The sequence below is a fragment of the Bacillus sp. 05T22 genome, from assembly GCF_056396765.1.
Genome location: NZ_JBFTMC010000095.1, coordinates 1 through 16672 on the forward strand (window position 1 = coordinate 1; position 16672 = coordinate 16672).

A 16672-nucleotide genomic window follows, 5' to 3' on the forward strand; every position below is an offset into this window, starting at 1 on the left:
GTATTGAAGAAGTGATATTCCTCAAGCATGCTAATTTAGAGTTAGAATTAATTCCGCTGCATCAGTTAACGAAAGAAATAGAACAATTAATACAGACCTATAAACCAAGTAAAATCTTCACCCACCATTATGGAGATGTCAATATTGATCATTTAATTACTTTTCAAGCGGTTTTGACCGCGACTCGACCTCTGCCGAACCAAAAACCGATAGAATTAATTACATTTGAAACGGTTTCCTCTAGTGAGTGGAATATCCACACGAATGATAAAGTTTTCAAATCTAATTATTTTGTCGACATTACAGATCAAATGGATTCCAAAATTGCGGCGCTCAAACATTACGATGTAGAAATGAGAGATTTTCCTCATCCTCGTTCATATGAAGGAGTTCAGTATTTAGGAAGAGTTAGAGGAATGACGATTGGCGTACAATACGCTGAAGCGTTCGAAGTGGTAAGGAGGATCTGGCGATGAAAAAGAAGCTTATGTTTCCATATCCCTATGTAATTAAAGAAATGGATAAATATTTTGGAATTCGTTCGTTCTCATTTCAAAAAAAGAAGAATGAAATGTACGAACGTTATACAAATACAGGGCCAAAGACGGTCCGAAAGAAAAGCCTTTCTATATTAATTGCTACGTTTTGGGACTATCCTCATACTGGAGGTTTATCTAATTATATTACAGCACTTAGTGAAGGGTTAAGACAACAAGGACATCAAGTCGACATTATCTCTCCTAATCAATTTCCCCGGAGTAAAGTAGAGACCCTGCGTGAAGTAATTGTTCCCAGCTTAAAAGATTTCTTTAATACACGTTATGGAAGTTATAATAGCATGATTTTGAAAAGTCACAGACATATGTATATCAATGAAAAGATGCTTCTTCACAATATCGACTTAAAAAAATATGATATCTTCCATGCGCAAGATTTGTTTACAGCGAATATATTAGGAAGAATCAATGTATATTACGGAAAACCTTTGTTGTTTACACCCCATGGGATGTTTACCTTTAACCGGCTGAAATTTGGTATATTTAAAAAAGGTTCGCTGGAAGAAGTCTATTATCAAACATTAGAAAGAAAAGCCATTGAATTTGCCAATCACCTTATCATTCTCAGTGATTCATTTCGTGATCCGTTAATGCAGCTAGGGACCAAACAAGAGAACATGACAACTGTACTTACGGGTATTGATTACCCTGAGAAGTATCGCACAAAAAATACATCAGCACACAAGAAGGTCGTTATTACATGTGTGGCGAGATTAGGCCCAAGAAAAGGCCATAATGTATTATTTGACGCACTTTCAAAGCTGAAAAGAAAATATACTGATAACATTAAAGTGCTCATTGTCGGAGATGGTGAGATGAGAGACACTTTAGAAAAGCAAGTCGATTCTTTGGGTCTTTCCATGGTGGAGTTTTTAGGGGCAAGGGATGATGTGCCAAACATTTTAAGCAAAACCGATGTTTTTGTACTTCCAACCCTAAACGACAGCCTGCCTATTTCTATCATTGAGGCCATGCATAGTGGAGCTTGTGTCATTTCGACAACATCGGGAGGCATACCTGAATTGGTGAATCACTCCAAGACAGGCATTCTAGTCGCTCCAGGAGATACAGCTAAACTGGCACGTGCATTAAAGTTCGTCATTGCAAATCAGGAAGGTCGGGAGCAGTTGGGTGAAAATGCAAGAAACTTTGCTAAAAAACATTTAACTAGAGAGACAATGACAGCTCATATTGAAAAGATCTACAAAAAGTATTTGAGTGAGGAAGAATTCTATGAATCATGAACACGCAGCAGTTGTACTGGACTTAAGTGCCAATGGAATCGGAATCATCAGAAGCTTAGCGAGAAAAGGGATCAACGTTTATGCGTTCGATATAGAGAAACCTTATAAGATAGGAAAATCACGTCTTGCTTCATGTGGAGTATGCCCAAGTCCTTTATCAGATGAAAAGGAATTACTAACTTTTTTAATCAATTTGGCTAAAGAATTTAAACTGAAACCGATTTTGTATACAGGTGCGGATGATTATGTGGTGTTCATTTCAAAATATCGAATGGAACTGTCTAACTACTATTTATTTTTGTTTCCTGAACATTCGCTGATTGAAGAAATACTGGATAAACACAAAATGTATGAATTAGCAGTGAAGCATAATATTCCATGTCCTAAAACGTATGTGATCGAACATAAAGAACAAATTGAAGAAGCGATATTGTCTCTGGATTTCCCATGTATATTAAAGCCGACTTTGGGCCATGAGTTTCGAAAAAAAATAAATAAAAAGGCCATATTCATAAAAGATCCAGATCAACTAAGAAATGAGTATGAATTGTATCGGCAGCATGGAAAGCTCATTATTCAGGAAATCATTCCTGGCGACAATCAGCATTTTTATAAAGTGGCCACTTTTTATGACGACAATATGGAGCTACTAGCGTTATTTTCTTTGCAAAAGAATCATCAATTCCCAGCTGAATTTGGAACGGGAGCTCATATTGTTAGTAAACAAATTCCAGAATTGGTGGATATATGTTTACCATTTTTAAAAAAAATGAACCTTAAAGGTATTGGTATGGCAGAGTTTAAAAAGGACCCCCGAGATGGGGTTTATAAGTTTATTGAAATAAATCCTCGTTTTTGGTTAACGCATAGCTTGACAGGACCTGCTGGCGTGGATTTTGTTTATATGTATTATTTATATTTAACCAAGCAAAACCCCGTGCCGAGGCTCAAACAAATAGACGGTGTCAAATGGATTTATCTTGTGCGGTATTATTTAACGTTCCGCCACAAGAAAAAAAGAGCCGAAATGACGTGGAAAGATTTTTATGAAGGCTTGCGAGGCAAAAAAGAGTTTGCTTTGTTTGCATGGGATGATCCAATGCCGTTCATTAGAAGCACGTGGTCTCATTTGAAGAACGCCTGGAAACAAAAACGAAAGGAATGAAAACGTTGTACGAGGCAAAAGTATTATTCCATCATTTTGAGAAGTTGAAGATTTCAGAAAAGCTTTCTTATTCAATGGCTGAGAGGGTTGTAATAGACCCTGCTAAAATCGAGTGTCTAAAATCAACAACAAGAATGAATATCTACAAATTATCTCTTCGAAAAAAAACGAATCATTATCCCATTATTTTAAAAATATATCATTCAACAAACTATAAAAATGAAGTAGAGATTAATGTATATCAGAGAGCTTATCCTATATTGAAAGAGTTTCTTCCTCAAATATATCATGTTGAAAAAAATGGAAATGACACCTGGATATTCATGGAATTTGTGCAGCAAGTACGCGGCCAGATCACCTTCTCTCCGAAACATTTTGACTACATTATCCCCACCGTTGCCAAACTTCACGCACACACATTTGAAGACAACTTTAAAAAGCATAAAGATGTTTGGAAATCTTGGCTTCCTATTTATGAATCAAGCCACATGAGAAGTAATCGAGCCAAATATATTGGAAAGACGATTGCTTTTCTCGATGACGCAGCGAAAGACGACCGGTTAAGGGAGATCATTAAACCCTATCATAAACCGCTAATAAAACTATGTCATAAGGGACCGGATTTTTTCCCGGAACTATTTGAAAATGGTTCATCTATAACGCATGGTGATCTTCATATGCAAAACATATGCAGCAACAATGTGACACCAGGTGCACCATGGAATATCCAGTTTATCGATTGGGAGTCCATTAAATATGCACCCGTCTGGTTTGATATGGTTGTTTTAGTCGAAATATTATTAGGTTTCAGAAAAGATTGGCAGAGTCATGCAGAAGAAATTCGCACGCATTGTGTGAAATCATATACAAAACAAATGCAGAAGAATGGCATTCAATTTAAAACGGCTCCAATTGACCTTTATAAAATGGCGTATTTGCAGAGAACATTAGAAAAGGGGTTGCATACCCAGCTACGAAGAATATTCGATAACCGCGGTGGCGAGCTATTAACGTATCATCTTGAAAAAGTTTCAACTTGGGGAAGAGAATTAGGTTTATAAGATAAATAAAATTTTCACATTAGCAGAGTTAGGAGGAGATGCTTCTGAATACAATAAAGGAAGAGCGAAATGAATACATCTGTCCTTTCCATGCGAGCCTGCTAAAAGTCATGGATGAATACTATAAAATAGATAGTAAAAAGAATCATTTAATGGAACCATTTCAGACATTTGGAATCAAAAAGAATCGCATACCAAGTAAAACAAATAAACTAAAGATCCTCTACGTAACGTTTTTGCGATATCCAAATACTGGAGGGTTATCAAGTTATATTACTTCCTTAAAAACAGGTTTTGAAAAGTATGGTCATGACGTAGATGTCATCTCACCTACTCAAATGACAGCAGTTCATCTAGAGCAAGATATCCCGCAGGCTGCTGAACATGCAAGGGACTTTCTGCTGCAACGATATGGTACAGTCAATGAAAAAATTATAAAAAACACTAGTTTCATGAACGTGTATAAGTCTTTCTTAAGAGGAAGAAATCTAGAACAATATGATGTGTTTCATGCACAAGATTTATTTTCTGTCTTTTTATTAGGACAACTAAATCTAGAATATAAGAAACCTCTTTTTTTTACACCGCATGGACATTTTACAAAAAGCCGGTTAAAGTTCGATAAAATAAAAAAAGGATCAATTGAGGAAGTTTATTTTAGTGAAATTGAAAAACAGGGAATAAGAGCATCCGATCAAATCATAACGATCAGTAATTCTTTTCATTCCCCTTTAAAAGAGTATGGCGCAAAGATAGAACAACTGGTTACTGTTCATACAGGCATACATTTTCATCAAGCTTCTATACCTAAACAAGAGTATAATGATAATCTTGTAATTTCCTGTGTTTCCCGCCTTTCTCCCAGAAAGGGTCATGACATTTTTCTGAAAGCGCTCTCGCGAATTCAACAAGATTTATCTAATGTAGAAATATGGATTGTTGGTGATGGTGTCATGAGAGAAAGACTAGAAGACCAAGTACTACAACTTGGTCTCGACAATATCAAGTTCTTTGGCAGAAGAACAGATATACCAGAAATCCTTTCCTCTTCTGCTATCTATGTCTTACCTACCATTAACGATAATTTTCCGATTTCAATTATTGAAGCTATGTTTTCTCGTCAAGCTATTGTTACAACAAATTGCGGTGGTATACCAGAAATGATTCAAAACGGAAAAACAGGGATCATTTGTGAACCGGGAAATGTACAACAACTTTCCGATGCTCTTAAATTGCTTTTAGCAAATAAGAATCTTCGTGAACGTTTAGGAAGAAATGCTCAGGAATATTCACGACAACATCTAACTCAAGGTGGGATGATTTCAAAGATAGAAAGAATCTATCACTCTTTTATAAGCGATATGTAGAACATGTATGGAATGTCGTAATAAAAGGAATGATGACTCAATCTATAAAGGAGAAATTCTTCATAGCCAGTTAAATATTAGTAAAGCGATTGAAGTATTAAAATGGAAGCCTGCTTCAGACGTCTCATTTGGTTTAGACCAAACGATTTCTTACTTAAAGAAAGCAAATCAAAGTAAAAGCTGACTTGAAGAAATTTGTATGTATGAAGAATGAATAGATAACTCATATGTGAGGAGCTAGTGTATTTGTCAATTGAAAATCCAGCCATTTTGTCATTAAAAACCCAGTCGTTCTTCTTCGAAGTAATCGAAGAAGAACGGCTGGGTTTTTAACGATTATACGAGCTTACTTTTAGATTATCAAATACAAAAATCGTTTTAGTGACACTAAAATTTCTTTTATTTTACGTCTTACTCGCAATCCGCTCCATTACTTTCTCTAACTCATCCGGCTTCAAAAACTCAATAGGAGAGAATCCCTTCTCAAACGTAAGTGTATCCGCCTCAATCATTAGTACATATTTATCATTAACCTTGGCAATATGAATCTGTTCCCCAAAATCTGCAAGCAATGCCTTCACAGAAATATGATCTGCCTTTAGCTTTAATTCTATCTCAGGGGTATGCTCCACAATTTGCGCTGTAGCTTCCATTACTTCTTCCGTTGTGAAATGTTCCATAATTTCACGCTTAGGACTGGCAGCCCATACTTCCATCGCTTGGTCGAATTGTTCTCGTTCTTCCGTACCTTCTTCAAACACGTCTTCGATTTGGTCGTATACCATGTCCATAACTTGTGTTTTCATAATTTCTGGCATAGAGCGTTCGTATTCGACGAATTTTAAGAAATCCTCAAAGTAGCGTGCGTGTGATGCTTGGTGGATTTTTAGTTCGCCAGGCTCTACAATGCCTTCTTCTGGCATGTATGGGTATTGAATAGATTTCATATTTTTTGTCGTAATTGCCATTTCAACGTTGCGAATAAGTGTTGTTTCGTCGGAAATGGAAGCAACTTTTGGCTCGAAGTCACACTTCATAACGAATACGAATGGATCGTCAAAGTATTTCCTCAGTTTTGCTTGAGCAACTAAAAATACACCACCGCGTACTGCACTTGTATCGATATATGTATAAACGAGAGGTTCACTCATATCTTTAAAATTCTCTTTCGTTTCTGCAAAACGGATACGATTAAATAAATTATAATGAGGGTTGGAATCGAATTCGTGCCCAGTTTCTACAATAAATCGACCAATCTTTGTTGGGGCTTGTTCGGTTTTTGCATGACGTTCTACTTTTCGTTTAGATATTTTTAATAATTCACCATCTAAGAACTCTTTTAAGGGGCTGTCCTCATATTCTTCAGCATCCAACGTTTGAAAATGTTTATATCGCTTATCTGCTTGTTCACCTTTTCCTTCTACTTGTATWACATAGAAGGAGAGRAARTTTATTTCAAAATCCATATTTATCACCTTGTTTCATTTCATTRACTCTTATCAGTATAGAGATGGAGAAAACTTTCGTCAATTTAATAAAATAAAACGGATAACAGGGGCTTACTATTTGTTAATTTGAAATATAGGAAGGGAGAGTCCCTTCCTTATATAGTTCTTTGTTTTACTAATTTAAAATCCATCCTCAAGTGCTGAAAATGGAATGTTTAGTCGATTCTCTACAGTACGTAAACGCTGATTTAATCGATTGAGTCTACGTGTATGACGTTCTACTGTCTGCTGAAGTTGATTTACTCTTTGTTCTAGCTCATTTACTCGTCTTTCTAACTGACGGCCGCCACTACCTGGAAAGGAAATTGGAATTTGAAATTGTCTATTTGGATCATATGGATCAATTTGTTCTGTTTGTTCTATATATGGTTGATATTGCGATTGCCCGTCATATGATTGTTGATAGTTATAAAGGTTGTAGGGGGCATATGAATTGTAGGGATACATAAACATCCTCCGTTCTCTAAATTTGCTTGAATTCATCATAATGTATGTGTAAGAGCGGATAGGTGGCACGGCAAATACCTATTTTGAATAGGGTGCTTCATCAAATGTATTCAAGAGAATTTGTGATAAGTTTTTATAAATGAGAATTGCCTATGAAGAATTCCAAAATATTAATGTATTAAAATTGTTTTTGAATAATCATTTGGTATATACTGGTTAAATAAGAGGAGCATTACAAACTTAAGTTTCTAAGTAAATATGTGTAGACATTTCTTAAAGAAAAGAGTAATTTTAATATAGTGGAAATCAAATTGTAATATTTTGTAGTCATATTGCAAAGTCATGTAATTATACATACATAAAATTGAAAACAAAGAGTAATGGTAGGGAAAGGGAGAGAGTATATTGTTACGTAAGGTACAAAGTATAGTAATAGGGGCACTATGTGTAAGCATAGTGAGTGGATGTGGTACAAAAATAAGTGAAGTTTCATTGGTAAGTGGCATAGGAGAGCATGCAGTAGAAGCTAAGACTGGTGTCAATGAAAGTGTAAGTTTAGTAGATGCTAGAAGTGGTAAAGAAGTAAAAAATGTTAATATAGCAAGCTTAGGTTATTTTGAAGATGAAAATAAGTTTGAAAAAGAAGTAACGAAGGTTGCTAAGGAAGTCGGAAAAACTATTGATCAAAAGATGGTCCCTTCTCGTATGGCAAGTGATGGAACATGGCAAGAAGGTAAGCCTTCTTATGAGTTAATGGAAAAAGAGCTAGTAGATAAACTAATGAACGTAGGAATGTGGGATTCTTCGTACCAACTACCAATTGTTGAGAAAAAACCTGTAGCGAAGCCGGAAGATGCAAGTGGAAATGGTGCAGTTTTAGGAAGATATGAAACAAACTTAGGTGGTTCTACAGGTGGTAGAATCGAGAATATTCGTTTGTCTGCAAGTAATATTAGTGGTGTCGTATTAGGAAAAGGAGATCGTTTCTCTTTTAACGCATTAATTGGAGATACAACACCAGACAAGGGATATCAGTTAGGAAAAGAGATTGTTGACGGCAAACTAGTAGATGGTTATGGCGGAGGAGTATGTCAAACATCTTCTACTCTTTTTAATGCTGCAGATCAAGCTGGTTTAAAAATGGTGGAGAGAACTACACACTCCAAAACAGTAGGATACGTTCCACAAGGCCGAGATGCTACGATTGCATATCCATATTTAGATTTAGTGTTTGAAAATACAAATGAAGTACCTGTGAAGCTTTATATGAGCATAGAGGGTGGAAAACTTGTTGCTGAGGTACGTGCAGCAAGATAAGAATTACTGTACATAAAAGTCTTATAGATTCAACTAACGATTAGTGGAAGATTAGGGGAATCTCCACTGATCGAAGTTTCACTTTATTATGATCTGAGCCATTCTTTCTAGTATTTTTCTAGAAGGGGTGGCTTTTTGTATACATATAAATCAGTAATGAAAATTTATTCGCTATTCGCGGGCAGCAATACTCCCACCTCAAAAATCAGCAAAAGCAAAGAGATTAGGTGGGAGATAAACTTCCTGTAAAAGCTCGATTCTTGAGGGCTAATAATCAGTGGGGATGAAGCCCCAACCGATTATTAAAGATTTACTTTATCTACTGATTTAAAAAACTTCTTTTGATAAACTAGAATAAATAGGAAATAGGGTGTTTTAAAAGTATATTTACAATTAGACAGCTATAATTTGATATAAAAACGCCAAGTGAACCAAATGAAAGTTTGTCTAAATAGATAACAGTTTTAATAAAGGATAATAGGCATAATTTTGAGGAGGAGAGAACTATGCAATTCATTTTAGAAATGGTAGCAATTGCTGGAATAATATTTATTATTTTGATTTTAGGATTTAGTAAAACGTTAAAAGATGTCAATAGAAGGAAGAAGAATAAAGAAAACAAATGACTCATAATGCATAATGATAGAGAAAAAAGGTGCTTATGTATAGAAAGCATAAGTTTTTTTATAACAAAAATAAGGAGGAGGTGGGGCTGTGAGCTGTCCTCCTTATTTTGGATATGTAATCCAAATCGGGCAAGGGTGAAAAGGAATTTAGTTTTTATGTTTTGTAAATATTTGATTAAGATGATGGTTCATATGATTAATATAATCTGTAACAAGCCATTCTAAAGTTACTTCCTGTTGGTCTTCCAACTTACATGTAAGTTGCCAGTGTTCATTCTTTACATTGCTTAGTAATTTTATCATTTGTATGTTAATAGCTTCCCATAATTTTAGAATTTCATTTGCTGAAAAAGATTGTTGATAATTATGTACTTGCACCCACAAATCTTGATCATAGCCAGTGAGTATAATTGTTTCCTTTGAAGTAAGAATATCAACAAAGCGTCTATGGTTTACCGTACCGGAATCGCAAAGATGACCTAATATTTCTTTTTTAGACCATTTTATTGGGGCGAGTTTTATATCCATGTCAGAAAAAAGTATAATTTTTTGAGATGCAGTATGAATTATATGTTCTAATTGGGTTGCTAATGTAGACATGTGAATCCCTCCATTTTCATTAATAACTGAATGTTTGCAGCTCAATCCAATACCTTTTTACAACATTACCATCTTCTTCGATAAAATCATTATCACGAAGTCCTCTGTTATGCAAAATTGTTTTTTCTGAAGCAGTATTATCTTCATCGCAAACGACAAGTACTTTTGTAACACCTAATTCTTTTATTTTTTCTAATGATAAAGCTAATAATTTTGTAGCATATCCTTTTTGTCTTGCTGAAGGACGAATACCATAACCGATATGCCCACCAGCATTGAATAGATGCTCAGTTAAACGATGACGAATATTTACAGCACCAACGATCTTGTTATCATTTGTGATAAGCCAATAGGTAGAGTCCGGTACCCAACTATCGGGAATGTTTTTACCTTTCGCTGCATCTAGCAACTCTTGAACCATTGCTGGAAAATTAGAAGGATCTTTTGTGATAACCCAAGGAATCATCGTTTCACTACTATTTTTCCATTCTTGATAGAATTCTAAATATTCTTCTTGTAAGTCAATTGTGGGTTGTACTAAGTAGACATCCATTATTATTAGGCTCCTTTTATATGTTTTTCGAAATATTAAAATAATCTTAACATAATTTGGATGGTAGAGAAATAAAGTACTTGGAGATATTGATGTTTATGAATTTAAAGGATATAGATTAGGAAAAGATTTCTACTCTAGAATCCCTTTTTTCTGAAGTTAAATATTTTGAATTTATGTATGTATAACACCTCTTAAACATGTATTCCAGCATTATAGGGATGAAGAGTGGCCTGCTGATGAAAGGAAGTTTTCTATTCTCTGTGATTCTAGTTCAGCTTTAATTGGTAGTTTCGGAGGAGAGATTAAGCCATCTGCATTAGAGACGAATCATCCAGCAGTAATTGAAGTAATAAAAAATGCTTTTTACCATGATATGATGATGCAGCACATCGAAGAGGATTTTGGGAAAGAATTTCAAGAGAAGTATGGGGAGAATTACCGGAAAATGTTAAGCTATTTCAAAGAGAAAGGCTGGCATATTTAATGACGGCAATTGATATTCAATTTTGTAGTGAACTAATAAAATGTGTAGGAACCCGATTATATGAAATTGCTAAATGAGCGATTTCTTCCCATTCCACATATCCAATAAATGCACAAAAATCATTACAATGACTCAGCCAATACTCCTGTTGCCATCCACCATATCCAGGCGTTCTATGGATAAGTTCTTTTATTTTTTCTTCATTATTTACTTTCTCACAGGAGTGTGGATCTTGAAATTCTCCATAAAATTTTGTAGATGCATTTCCATTAGCGATACACCAAGGGCAGATGCTTTCTACATTTTCTATAGAATAGAAAGGACCACTATAAACATATTCACGTTCGTTTTTGCAAACAGAACAAGTCGTAAATTCTTTTTTTATAATCTCTAGTTCTAGTGCGTTTGGATTATATTTAAAGGTCGGTAATTGCACGTCTGATGCCCCCTATAAATGATATTTGTATTTATACTGTATTCCTATTGTCAAATTGTAATCAGGTTAATTTGAATATAAACAAAATATCTTTATTTTACAAATATTACCGGGGATGATTTGACTGACAAATTAACGAGAAAGAAGATTTTTTCTAATTTCATGTTACATATTTTTGTGAGTTGATTAAATTATGGATGTTCAACTTAATAGTAATTGCACGGTGTTTTTTATTTAGGACTTGAATTATTAGTTTTTTCAGATTATTATGTATGAAATAGCTCATCAGATGAATCGTTATAAAAAGATCTTAAATTGTATATGAAATTTGTAACAGAATGGTGGGAGAGAATGAAATGAAAGCTGTAACTGCAAATCTGATAATTGCTTTAAAAGAGGTACTTCCTGAAACACAAGTAGTAGTAAATGAAACGGTGAGAGAACTGCACAGTAAAGATGAATCTTATCATCCTAGCAGTCTGCCTGATGTTGTTGTATTTCCAACAACGACAAAAGAGGTTAGTGAGATAATAAAACTAGCGAACAAGTACCAAACACCAGTTGTACCATTTGGAGTAGGCTCAAGCTTGGAAGGTCATGTAATTCCATATGAAAATGGCATTACAATTGATTTTTCACTGATGAATCAAGTGCTGGAGGTAAGAGAAAAAGATTTTCTAGTTAAAGTGCAACCTGGAGTAACTCGTTCACAGCTTAATAAAGAATTAAAAAAGTATGGATTGTTTTTCAGTGTGGATCCAGGGGCGGATGCAACATTAGGTGGAATGGCTGCTACAAATGCAAGCGGAACGACTTCAGTAAAGTATGGCGTTATGCGTGATCAAGTTCGTGATTTAGAAGTTGTACTTGCAGATGGAACGATTATACATACAGGGAATTTAGCTGCAAAGTCATCATCTGGTTATCATTTAAATGGTATCTTCGTTGGATCAGAAGGAACACTTGGTTGTTTTACGGAATTAACGCTAAGAGTATATGGAATACCTGAGCATACAATGGCAGCAAGAGCATCTTTTCCGACAGTGAATGATGCGGTAGAAGCTGTAATTGATATTTTACAAGCTGGCATTCCGATTGCGAGAATTGAGCTTGTTGATGAACTTTCAATGAAACAAGTTAACAAATATAGTGAAACAAACTATAGGGAAGAGCCAACGTTATTTTTAGAGTTTCATGGAAATGAAGCGGGATTAAAACAAGATATTGATTTCACAAAAGAAATTGTTAAAGATCACAAGTGTAAGGCTATTTCATTTGAAACAGAAACAGCAGCAAGAAATAAATTATGGGAAGCAAGACATAATTTAGCATACGCTTATGTTCATAGTTGCCCAGGGAAAAAACTGATGAGTATGGATGTTTGTGTACCAATTTCAGAGTTAGCAAGTGCAATACAGTATGCAAAAGAGACTTTAGATGCTATGGGAATTGTTGGGGGAATACTTGGACATACCGGAGATGGGAATTTTCACGTTCTATTAATGGTGAATCCAAATGATACAGAGGAAGTGCATAAAACAGAAGCGGCAAATGAAAAAATGGTGATGTATGCTCTTGAGCGCGGTGGAACATGTACAGGTGAACATGGGGTAGGGATTGGTAAACAAAAATATCAAGAAAAAGAGCATGGAGCAGCACTTCTTGTGATGAAAAAAATGAAACAAGCTCTTGATCCGAAAAATATTCTGAATCCAAATAAGATTTTTAAAATTAAAGAATAGGGAATGATTCTGTCAATGACCCACGACTGAAGTGGCGGGTTTGGAAACTTTGCTTCCGTTGGGGAACAAAATTTAAATAAAATTGAGACGATGCTTCACTTGAATATTGAAGCCTTAACCGTTCTGTCCTCTCTTTATGTACGTGACTATGCAGATGTTGAAGGAACGCAAATCATCAATGTTTCTTCAGGAGGAGGATACTTGATTGTTGCTGATGCTGTGACCTACTGCGCGACAAAGTTCTATGTAAGTGCCTTTACAGAAGGTCTCGCACAAGAATTGAAAGGAAAAGGAGCAGCCATGCAAGCGAAAGTCTTGGCTCCTGCTGCAACAGAGACCGAATTTGCGAAACGATCCTATGATGTTGATAATTTTGAATATAAAGGTGTTGTTCCTAAGTTCCATACAGCTGAACAAATGGCCGGTTTCTTGCTCGATTTATATGACAGTGGGAAGGTGGTAGGAATTGTGAATGGAGAAACGTATGACTTCGAATTAAGAGATCCGATTTATCCGTATGTGACCAGGACAAGAAACTAGTTTTTGAAAATCCCAACATAACAAAAAGCCGATAGTTTTGAAGTGCCCCCCAAAAGTTAGACACATTCTAACTTTTGGGGGCACTTCAGAACTACAAGTTTTTTTTCTTTTTCCTATAATAGCAAATGTAATTTCAAGGCTTATAATTTGTTATTTGCAAATATAGAATCTTCTAAGTGAATTACAGGGTATTGTTTAGAATCTAAGTTTTTAGTTATGACTGGATATAGTTCCATTTTTTCAGACAAATCAGTGATTGAAGCGCTCACTGTAAACCCATTTTTCGCATATAAATATATATGGAATTTATCATTCTTAGTTGGCAAAAAATTAATCTCAGATATTATACTTTGTATTTCGCTTGGTAATTTATTTAACTCCGAAATAAGTTCTCTAAGTTGTTTTTCATCATTTCTAGTAAATTGTTTTATTACAGGTACACTTTTGGAGATTTTATTATTTGTAACTTTATCCAATATTGTACCATTTTCAAGTAGAAGATAATACTTATTATCTTTAATCATATATGCAACAGTGCTATTTTCTTTAACATTAATAGTGACTCGACTTGGAAAGTTCTTTGAAATTTTGACTTCTTTAATCAGATTATTTTTCTGTATTCTTTTTTTTATATCTTCTTCATGTAAATTCCAATAATTATCTTTGTCGCTTAAATTGGATAGACTTATAATTTCTGCTTTTGAAATTATTTCATTTCCAGTTACATATATTGTTGAAATTTTTCCAAAGCGATTAAAAAATAATAACAAAATAAAAGTTATTAATACACATATACTTAATGCTTTTTTCCTTCTAGCTGCTTTTAAATTTCTACTTTGTATTAGTTGTTGATGACGAACCTGTTGGTTAAATGGATATACATTATTTTGATTCATAATACCTTCCTCTAGTAGCCTACTATATTCCATTTAAAAAAATGCTCTAACATTTGTTGTTTAGTATGTTAATGGCCATCATGTACATATTTTGACTTTTTTTACACTGCAGGGTGTATCCCCTAGCTCCTAAAACGGACATAAATTCCTAAAACATTATATACATAATAGAATAATTTCTCAATATAGTTATAATATACAAGTGATATTCTTCACAATTAAATAAACAGATACAGCATTTTAGATTTCTAATTAAAAAATTAGTAACATTTAGTGATATAGTAAATCATCTCTAAGTGTTCTTAAAAAAATATCACCATTTTGTAAATTAATCAAGGTGTCGAAAGAAATTTCATTCTCCCGATATCTAATATAGGGAATAAGGGAAGTAATGCTAAGAAAGATAAATGATTATTTTCGTCGCGGGACTGAGAAGATTCTACCTCTAAGCGTAGGTGGCGAGTAGTTCACAAATGCTTCGTAAAAAATCACATAAACAAAGGGAGAAGAGTGATAAACATTCTTCTCCCTTTGTCTGTAATTAGGGTTAGCATTATACTAATAAATATACGCTGTTGTGAACTGCTAGATGAACAATCCACTTCTAAGATTTTAAAAGAAAGAAATAAATAATAATATGATATGCAATATTGAATATTAAGATATAGGTGTTCGGTATATACCTAAATTGGAAGACTTGTATTTTATATTAAATATATACAAATAAAAAAATACACAAGTATCTAAATTAGCGGATTTCAAATCCATTATTTTTGCCATTCTGTAAGTGTAACATCCCATAGTAATACATCGGTATCAATGAACTTGATACAAAGTTCATTTGCTTTATCCAACTCTATTTCAAAGGAACTTTTTGATGTAGATATGTTTTCTTCAGAGAATTGAACCGTTTGTACATCTTTTCCATCCACAGAAATAATTATCTTTCCAGAACGTTTGCTAGCACCATCTGGGATACCAAGATAGCCCGAAATTTTTACATATTTACCCTTTAACAAGTATTTAAATTGCTGAAAATCTGTGCCATTACTACTATACATATTTAATTTAGATTCAATTTTTTTATGAGCAATTTCAAAACTATGGAAATTTTTATCTTTCGGTGTATATCCATTAGTTTCTGTCAGTTGATTTAGTCCTATAATAGTTCCGTTTTTGAGAGATTGTTGCTGCTTTTCTAATGATTTGTTAAATTCAGCTACAACAACAATCAATCCTAAGGTAAGGATTGATGCTGTTACACAAGTAATAATAAGTTTTTTTAAAAAAGTATTTGAACGAAATCCAATTTTATATGCAACAAATCCTATTGTAGCACCCATTGCATTCACAATCACATCATCAATGTCAAAACCCCCAAGAAAAGTTAGCATTTGTAAAACTTCTAGTATAAGGATTGAAATACAAAATGAGGTAATGAATCGAATGAAGCTACAGCGGTATAACAAAGGAATTAGTACTCCAAAAGGTATGAATGCAGTTAAATTCCCAAAATTAAAAACCCATAGGTTAAAGTCTTCTTCACTTGTCATATTTGGTAATCCTAAAGGAATACTAGTCGGAATTAACTGGTATTGGTATTCATAATTAATATATTTTAATCCCAACCTATCAAAACCAAGAAACATAAAGTAAAGTATTAAAATTGAATAAAAGCCTAATATTGTGAGGACAATCTTACGATGTTTACCTTTGATAATAAAACCTCCTATTACTCAAGAATATTCTTATTGTTTTTATTAAATATGTATTTTTAAAATATAGCAATAAAAACATATTAATATAAGTAATAATGATGCATCAACAAAAAAATAATTTGTCAAAAAGTTAAATTGATAAAGGTGGTGAATAAGTATATCGGAATCAATTTTTGGTGATTTATTTATTTTAAATGTCGTTTAAACGTAATTTATATTTTTGAATAAAACTTATACACTACACTAAAAAGGTATTTTATACAGTTCATTCATAAAACGATTATTAACAATTCGATAAAATGTGTGAGGATTCAAAAAACATTTTTCAAAAAATAACAAAATTGTGGAACACGCTTGTTGAGGAGATTGAACATGAAATGTGTATAATCCGTAGGACAGGGTGCTTAC

15 protein-coding genes and 1 pseudogene are annotated in these 16672 nt (G+C 33.9%); 9 read left to right on the plus strand and 7 right to left on the minus strand.

Going from position 1 to position 16672, the window contains the following annotated elements; translation table 11 throughout:
* From AC1DIT_RS21620 to AC1DIT_RS21645, 6 genes are all read left to right on the plus strand, one after another.
* The coding region (locus AC1DIT_RS21620; protein WP_476998395.1) for a PIG-L deacetylase family protein at positions 1–476 on the plus strand (476 nt) is incomplete at its 5' end.
* Positions 473–1801, plus strand: a complete 1329-nt coding sequence (locus AC1DIT_RS21625) for a glycosyltransferase family 4 protein (protein WP_016133194.1) — start codon at positions 473–475, stop codon at positions 1799–1801. The genes AC1DIT_RS21620 and AC1DIT_RS21625, both read left to right, overlap by 4 nt.
* The gene (locus AC1DIT_RS21630) at positions 1791–2966 is read left to right on the plus strand and encodes a carboxylate--amine ligase (RefSeq protein ID WP_016131780.1); all 1176 of its coding nucleotides are present in this window, start codon (positions 1791–1793) and stop codon (positions 2964–2966) included. The genes AC1DIT_RS21625 and AC1DIT_RS21630 overlap by 11 nt, the downstream gene beginning before the upstream one ends.
* A 5-nt stretch (positions 2967–2971) precedes the next feature.
* Complete coding sequence (locus AC1DIT_RS21635) at positions 2972–4027, plus strand: phosphotransferase (RefSeq protein ID WP_033671386.1); 1056 nt, start codon at positions 2972–2974, stop codon at positions 4025–4027.
* 38 nt (positions 4028–4065) lie between these two features.
* Positions 4066–5394, plus strand: a complete 1329-nt coding sequence (locus AC1DIT_RS21640; RefSeq protein WP_016115659.1) for a glycosyltransferase family 4 protein — start codon at positions 4066–4068, stop codon at positions 5392–5394.
* Between the two features lie 7 nt (positions 5395–5401).
* Positions 5402–5578, plus strand: coding sequence for a hypothetical protein (locus tag AC1DIT_RS21645; protein WP_170927950.1), 177 nt, complete (start codon positions 5402–5404; stop codon positions 5576–5578).
* 220 nt (positions 5579–5798) lie between these two features.
* Here the strand turns inward: AC1DIT_RS21645 and AC1DIT_RS21650 are convergent, their stop codons facing one another.
* The gene (locus tag AC1DIT_RS21650) at positions 5799–6860 is read right to left on the minus strand and encodes a DUF3900 domain-containing protein (RefSeq protein ID WP_016131778.1); all 1062 of its coding nucleotides are present in this window, start codon (positions 6858–6860) and stop codon (positions 5799–5801) included.
* Between the two features lie 162 nt (positions 6861–7022).
* Complete coding sequence (locus tag AC1DIT_RS21655; RefSeq protein WP_016115657.1) at positions 7023–7349, minus strand: hypothetical protein; 327 nt, start codon at positions 7347–7349, stop codon at positions 7023–7025.
* Positions 7350–7754: 405 nt separating this feature from the next.
* On the opposite strand from AC1DIT_RS21655, the gene AC1DIT_RS21660 reads away from it, so the two are divergent.
* Positions 7755–8666 (plus strand): VanW family protein, encoded by a 912-nt coding sequence (locus AC1DIT_RS21660; RefSeq protein WP_016115656.1) that lies wholly within the window; start codon positions 7755–7757, stop codon positions 8664–8666.
* Positions 8667–9439: 773 nt separating this feature from the next.
* Here AC1DIT_RS21660 and AC1DIT_RS21665 read toward each other — a convergent pair.
* The 3 genes from AC1DIT_RS21665 to AC1DIT_RS21675 form a co-directional block, all read right to left on the minus strand.
* Positions 9440–9892 (minus strand): DinB family protein, encoded by a 453-nt coding sequence (locus AC1DIT_RS21665; protein ID WP_016131777.1) that lies wholly within the window; start codon positions 9890–9892, stop codon positions 9440–9442.
* A 19-nt stretch (positions 9893–9911) separates the two neighbouring features.
* Positions 9912–10445, minus strand: coding sequence for a GNAT family N-acetyltransferase (locus tag AC1DIT_RS21670; protein WP_016131776.1), 534 nt, complete (start codon positions 10443–10445; stop codon positions 9912–9914).
* 503 nt (positions 10446–10948) lie between these two features.
* Entirely contained in the window at positions 10949–11368 is a 420-nt protein-coding gene (locus AC1DIT_RS21675; protein ID WP_016131775.1) for a CbrC family protein, read from the minus strand.
* Positions 11369–11724: 356 nt separating this feature from the next.
* On the opposite strand from AC1DIT_RS21675, the gene AC1DIT_RS21680 reads away from it, so the two are divergent.
* Both AC1DIT_RS21680 and AC1DIT_RS21685 read left to right on the plus strand, forming a co-directional pair.
* Positions 11725–13110 carry an FAD-binding oxidoreductase gene (locus AC1DIT_RS21680; protein WP_016131774.1) on the plus strand — a complete coding sequence of 462 codons (1386 nt, stop codon included), beginning with the start codon at positions 11725–11727 and terminating at the stop codon, positions 13108–13110.
* 30 nt (positions 13111–13140) lie between these two features.
* A pseudogene (locus AC1DIT_RS21685) lies at positions 13141–13650 on the plus strand (SDR family NAD(P)-dependent oxidoreductase); the annotation flags it as partial.
* A gap of 140 nt (positions 13651–13790) precedes the next feature.
* Here the strand turns inward: AC1DIT_RS21685 and AC1DIT_RS21690 are convergent.
* Entirely contained in the window at positions 13791–14546 is a 756-nt protein-coding gene (locus AC1DIT_RS21690; RefSeq protein ID WP_229161828.1) for a cell division protein FtsQ/DivIB, read from the minus strand.
* Positions 14547–15313: 767 nt separating this feature from the next.
* Entirely contained in the window at positions 15314–16195 is an 882-nt protein-coding gene (locus tag AC1DIT_RS21695) for a VanZ family protein (RefSeq protein ID WP_016131771.1), read from the minus strand.
* Positions 16196–16672: the final 477 nt, after the last annotated feature.

Bases quoted from the DNA above. Each gene is read 5' to 3' on its own strand.
- AC1DIT_RS21665 (WP_016131777.1), bottom strand. From the start codon at position 9,892: ATGTCTACATTAGCAACCCAATTAGAACATATAATTCATACTGCATCT.
- AC1DIT_RS21670 (WP_016131776.1), bottom strand. From the start codon at position 10,445: ATGGATGTCTACTTAGTACAACCCACAATTGACTTACAAGAAGAATAT.
- AC1DIT_RS21690 (WP_229161828.1), bottom strand. From the start codon at position 14,546: ATGAATCAAAATAATGTATATCCATTTAACCAACAGGTTCGTCATCAA.
- AC1DIT_RS21645 (WP_170927950.1), top strand. From the start codon at position 5,402: ATGGAATGTCGTAATAAAAGGAATGATGACTCAATCTATAAAGGAGAA.
- AC1DIT_RS21625 (WP_016133194.1), top strand. From the start codon at position 473: ATGAAAAAGAAGCTTATGTTTCCATATCCCTATGTAATTAAAGAAATG.
- AC1DIT_RS21655 (WP_016115657.1), bottom strand. From the start codon at position 7,349: ATGTATCCCTACAATTCATATGCCCCCTACAACCTTTATAACTATCAA.
- AC1DIT_RS21695 (WP_016131771.1), bottom strand. From the start codon at position 16,195: ATGTTTCTTGGTTTTGATAGGTTGGGATTAAAATATATTAATTATGAA.
- AC1DIT_RS21630 (WP_016131780.1), top strand. From the start codon at position 1,791: ATGAATCATGAACACGCAGCAGTTGTACTGGACTTAAGTGCCAATGGA.
- AC1DIT_RS21680 (WP_016131774.1), top strand. From the start codon at position 11,725: ATGAAAGCTGTAACTGCAAATCTGATAATTGCTTTAAAAGAGGTACTT.
- AC1DIT_RS21640 (WP_016115659.1), top strand. From the start codon at position 4,066: ATGCTTCTGAATACAATAAAGGAAGAGCGAAATGAATACATCTGTCCT.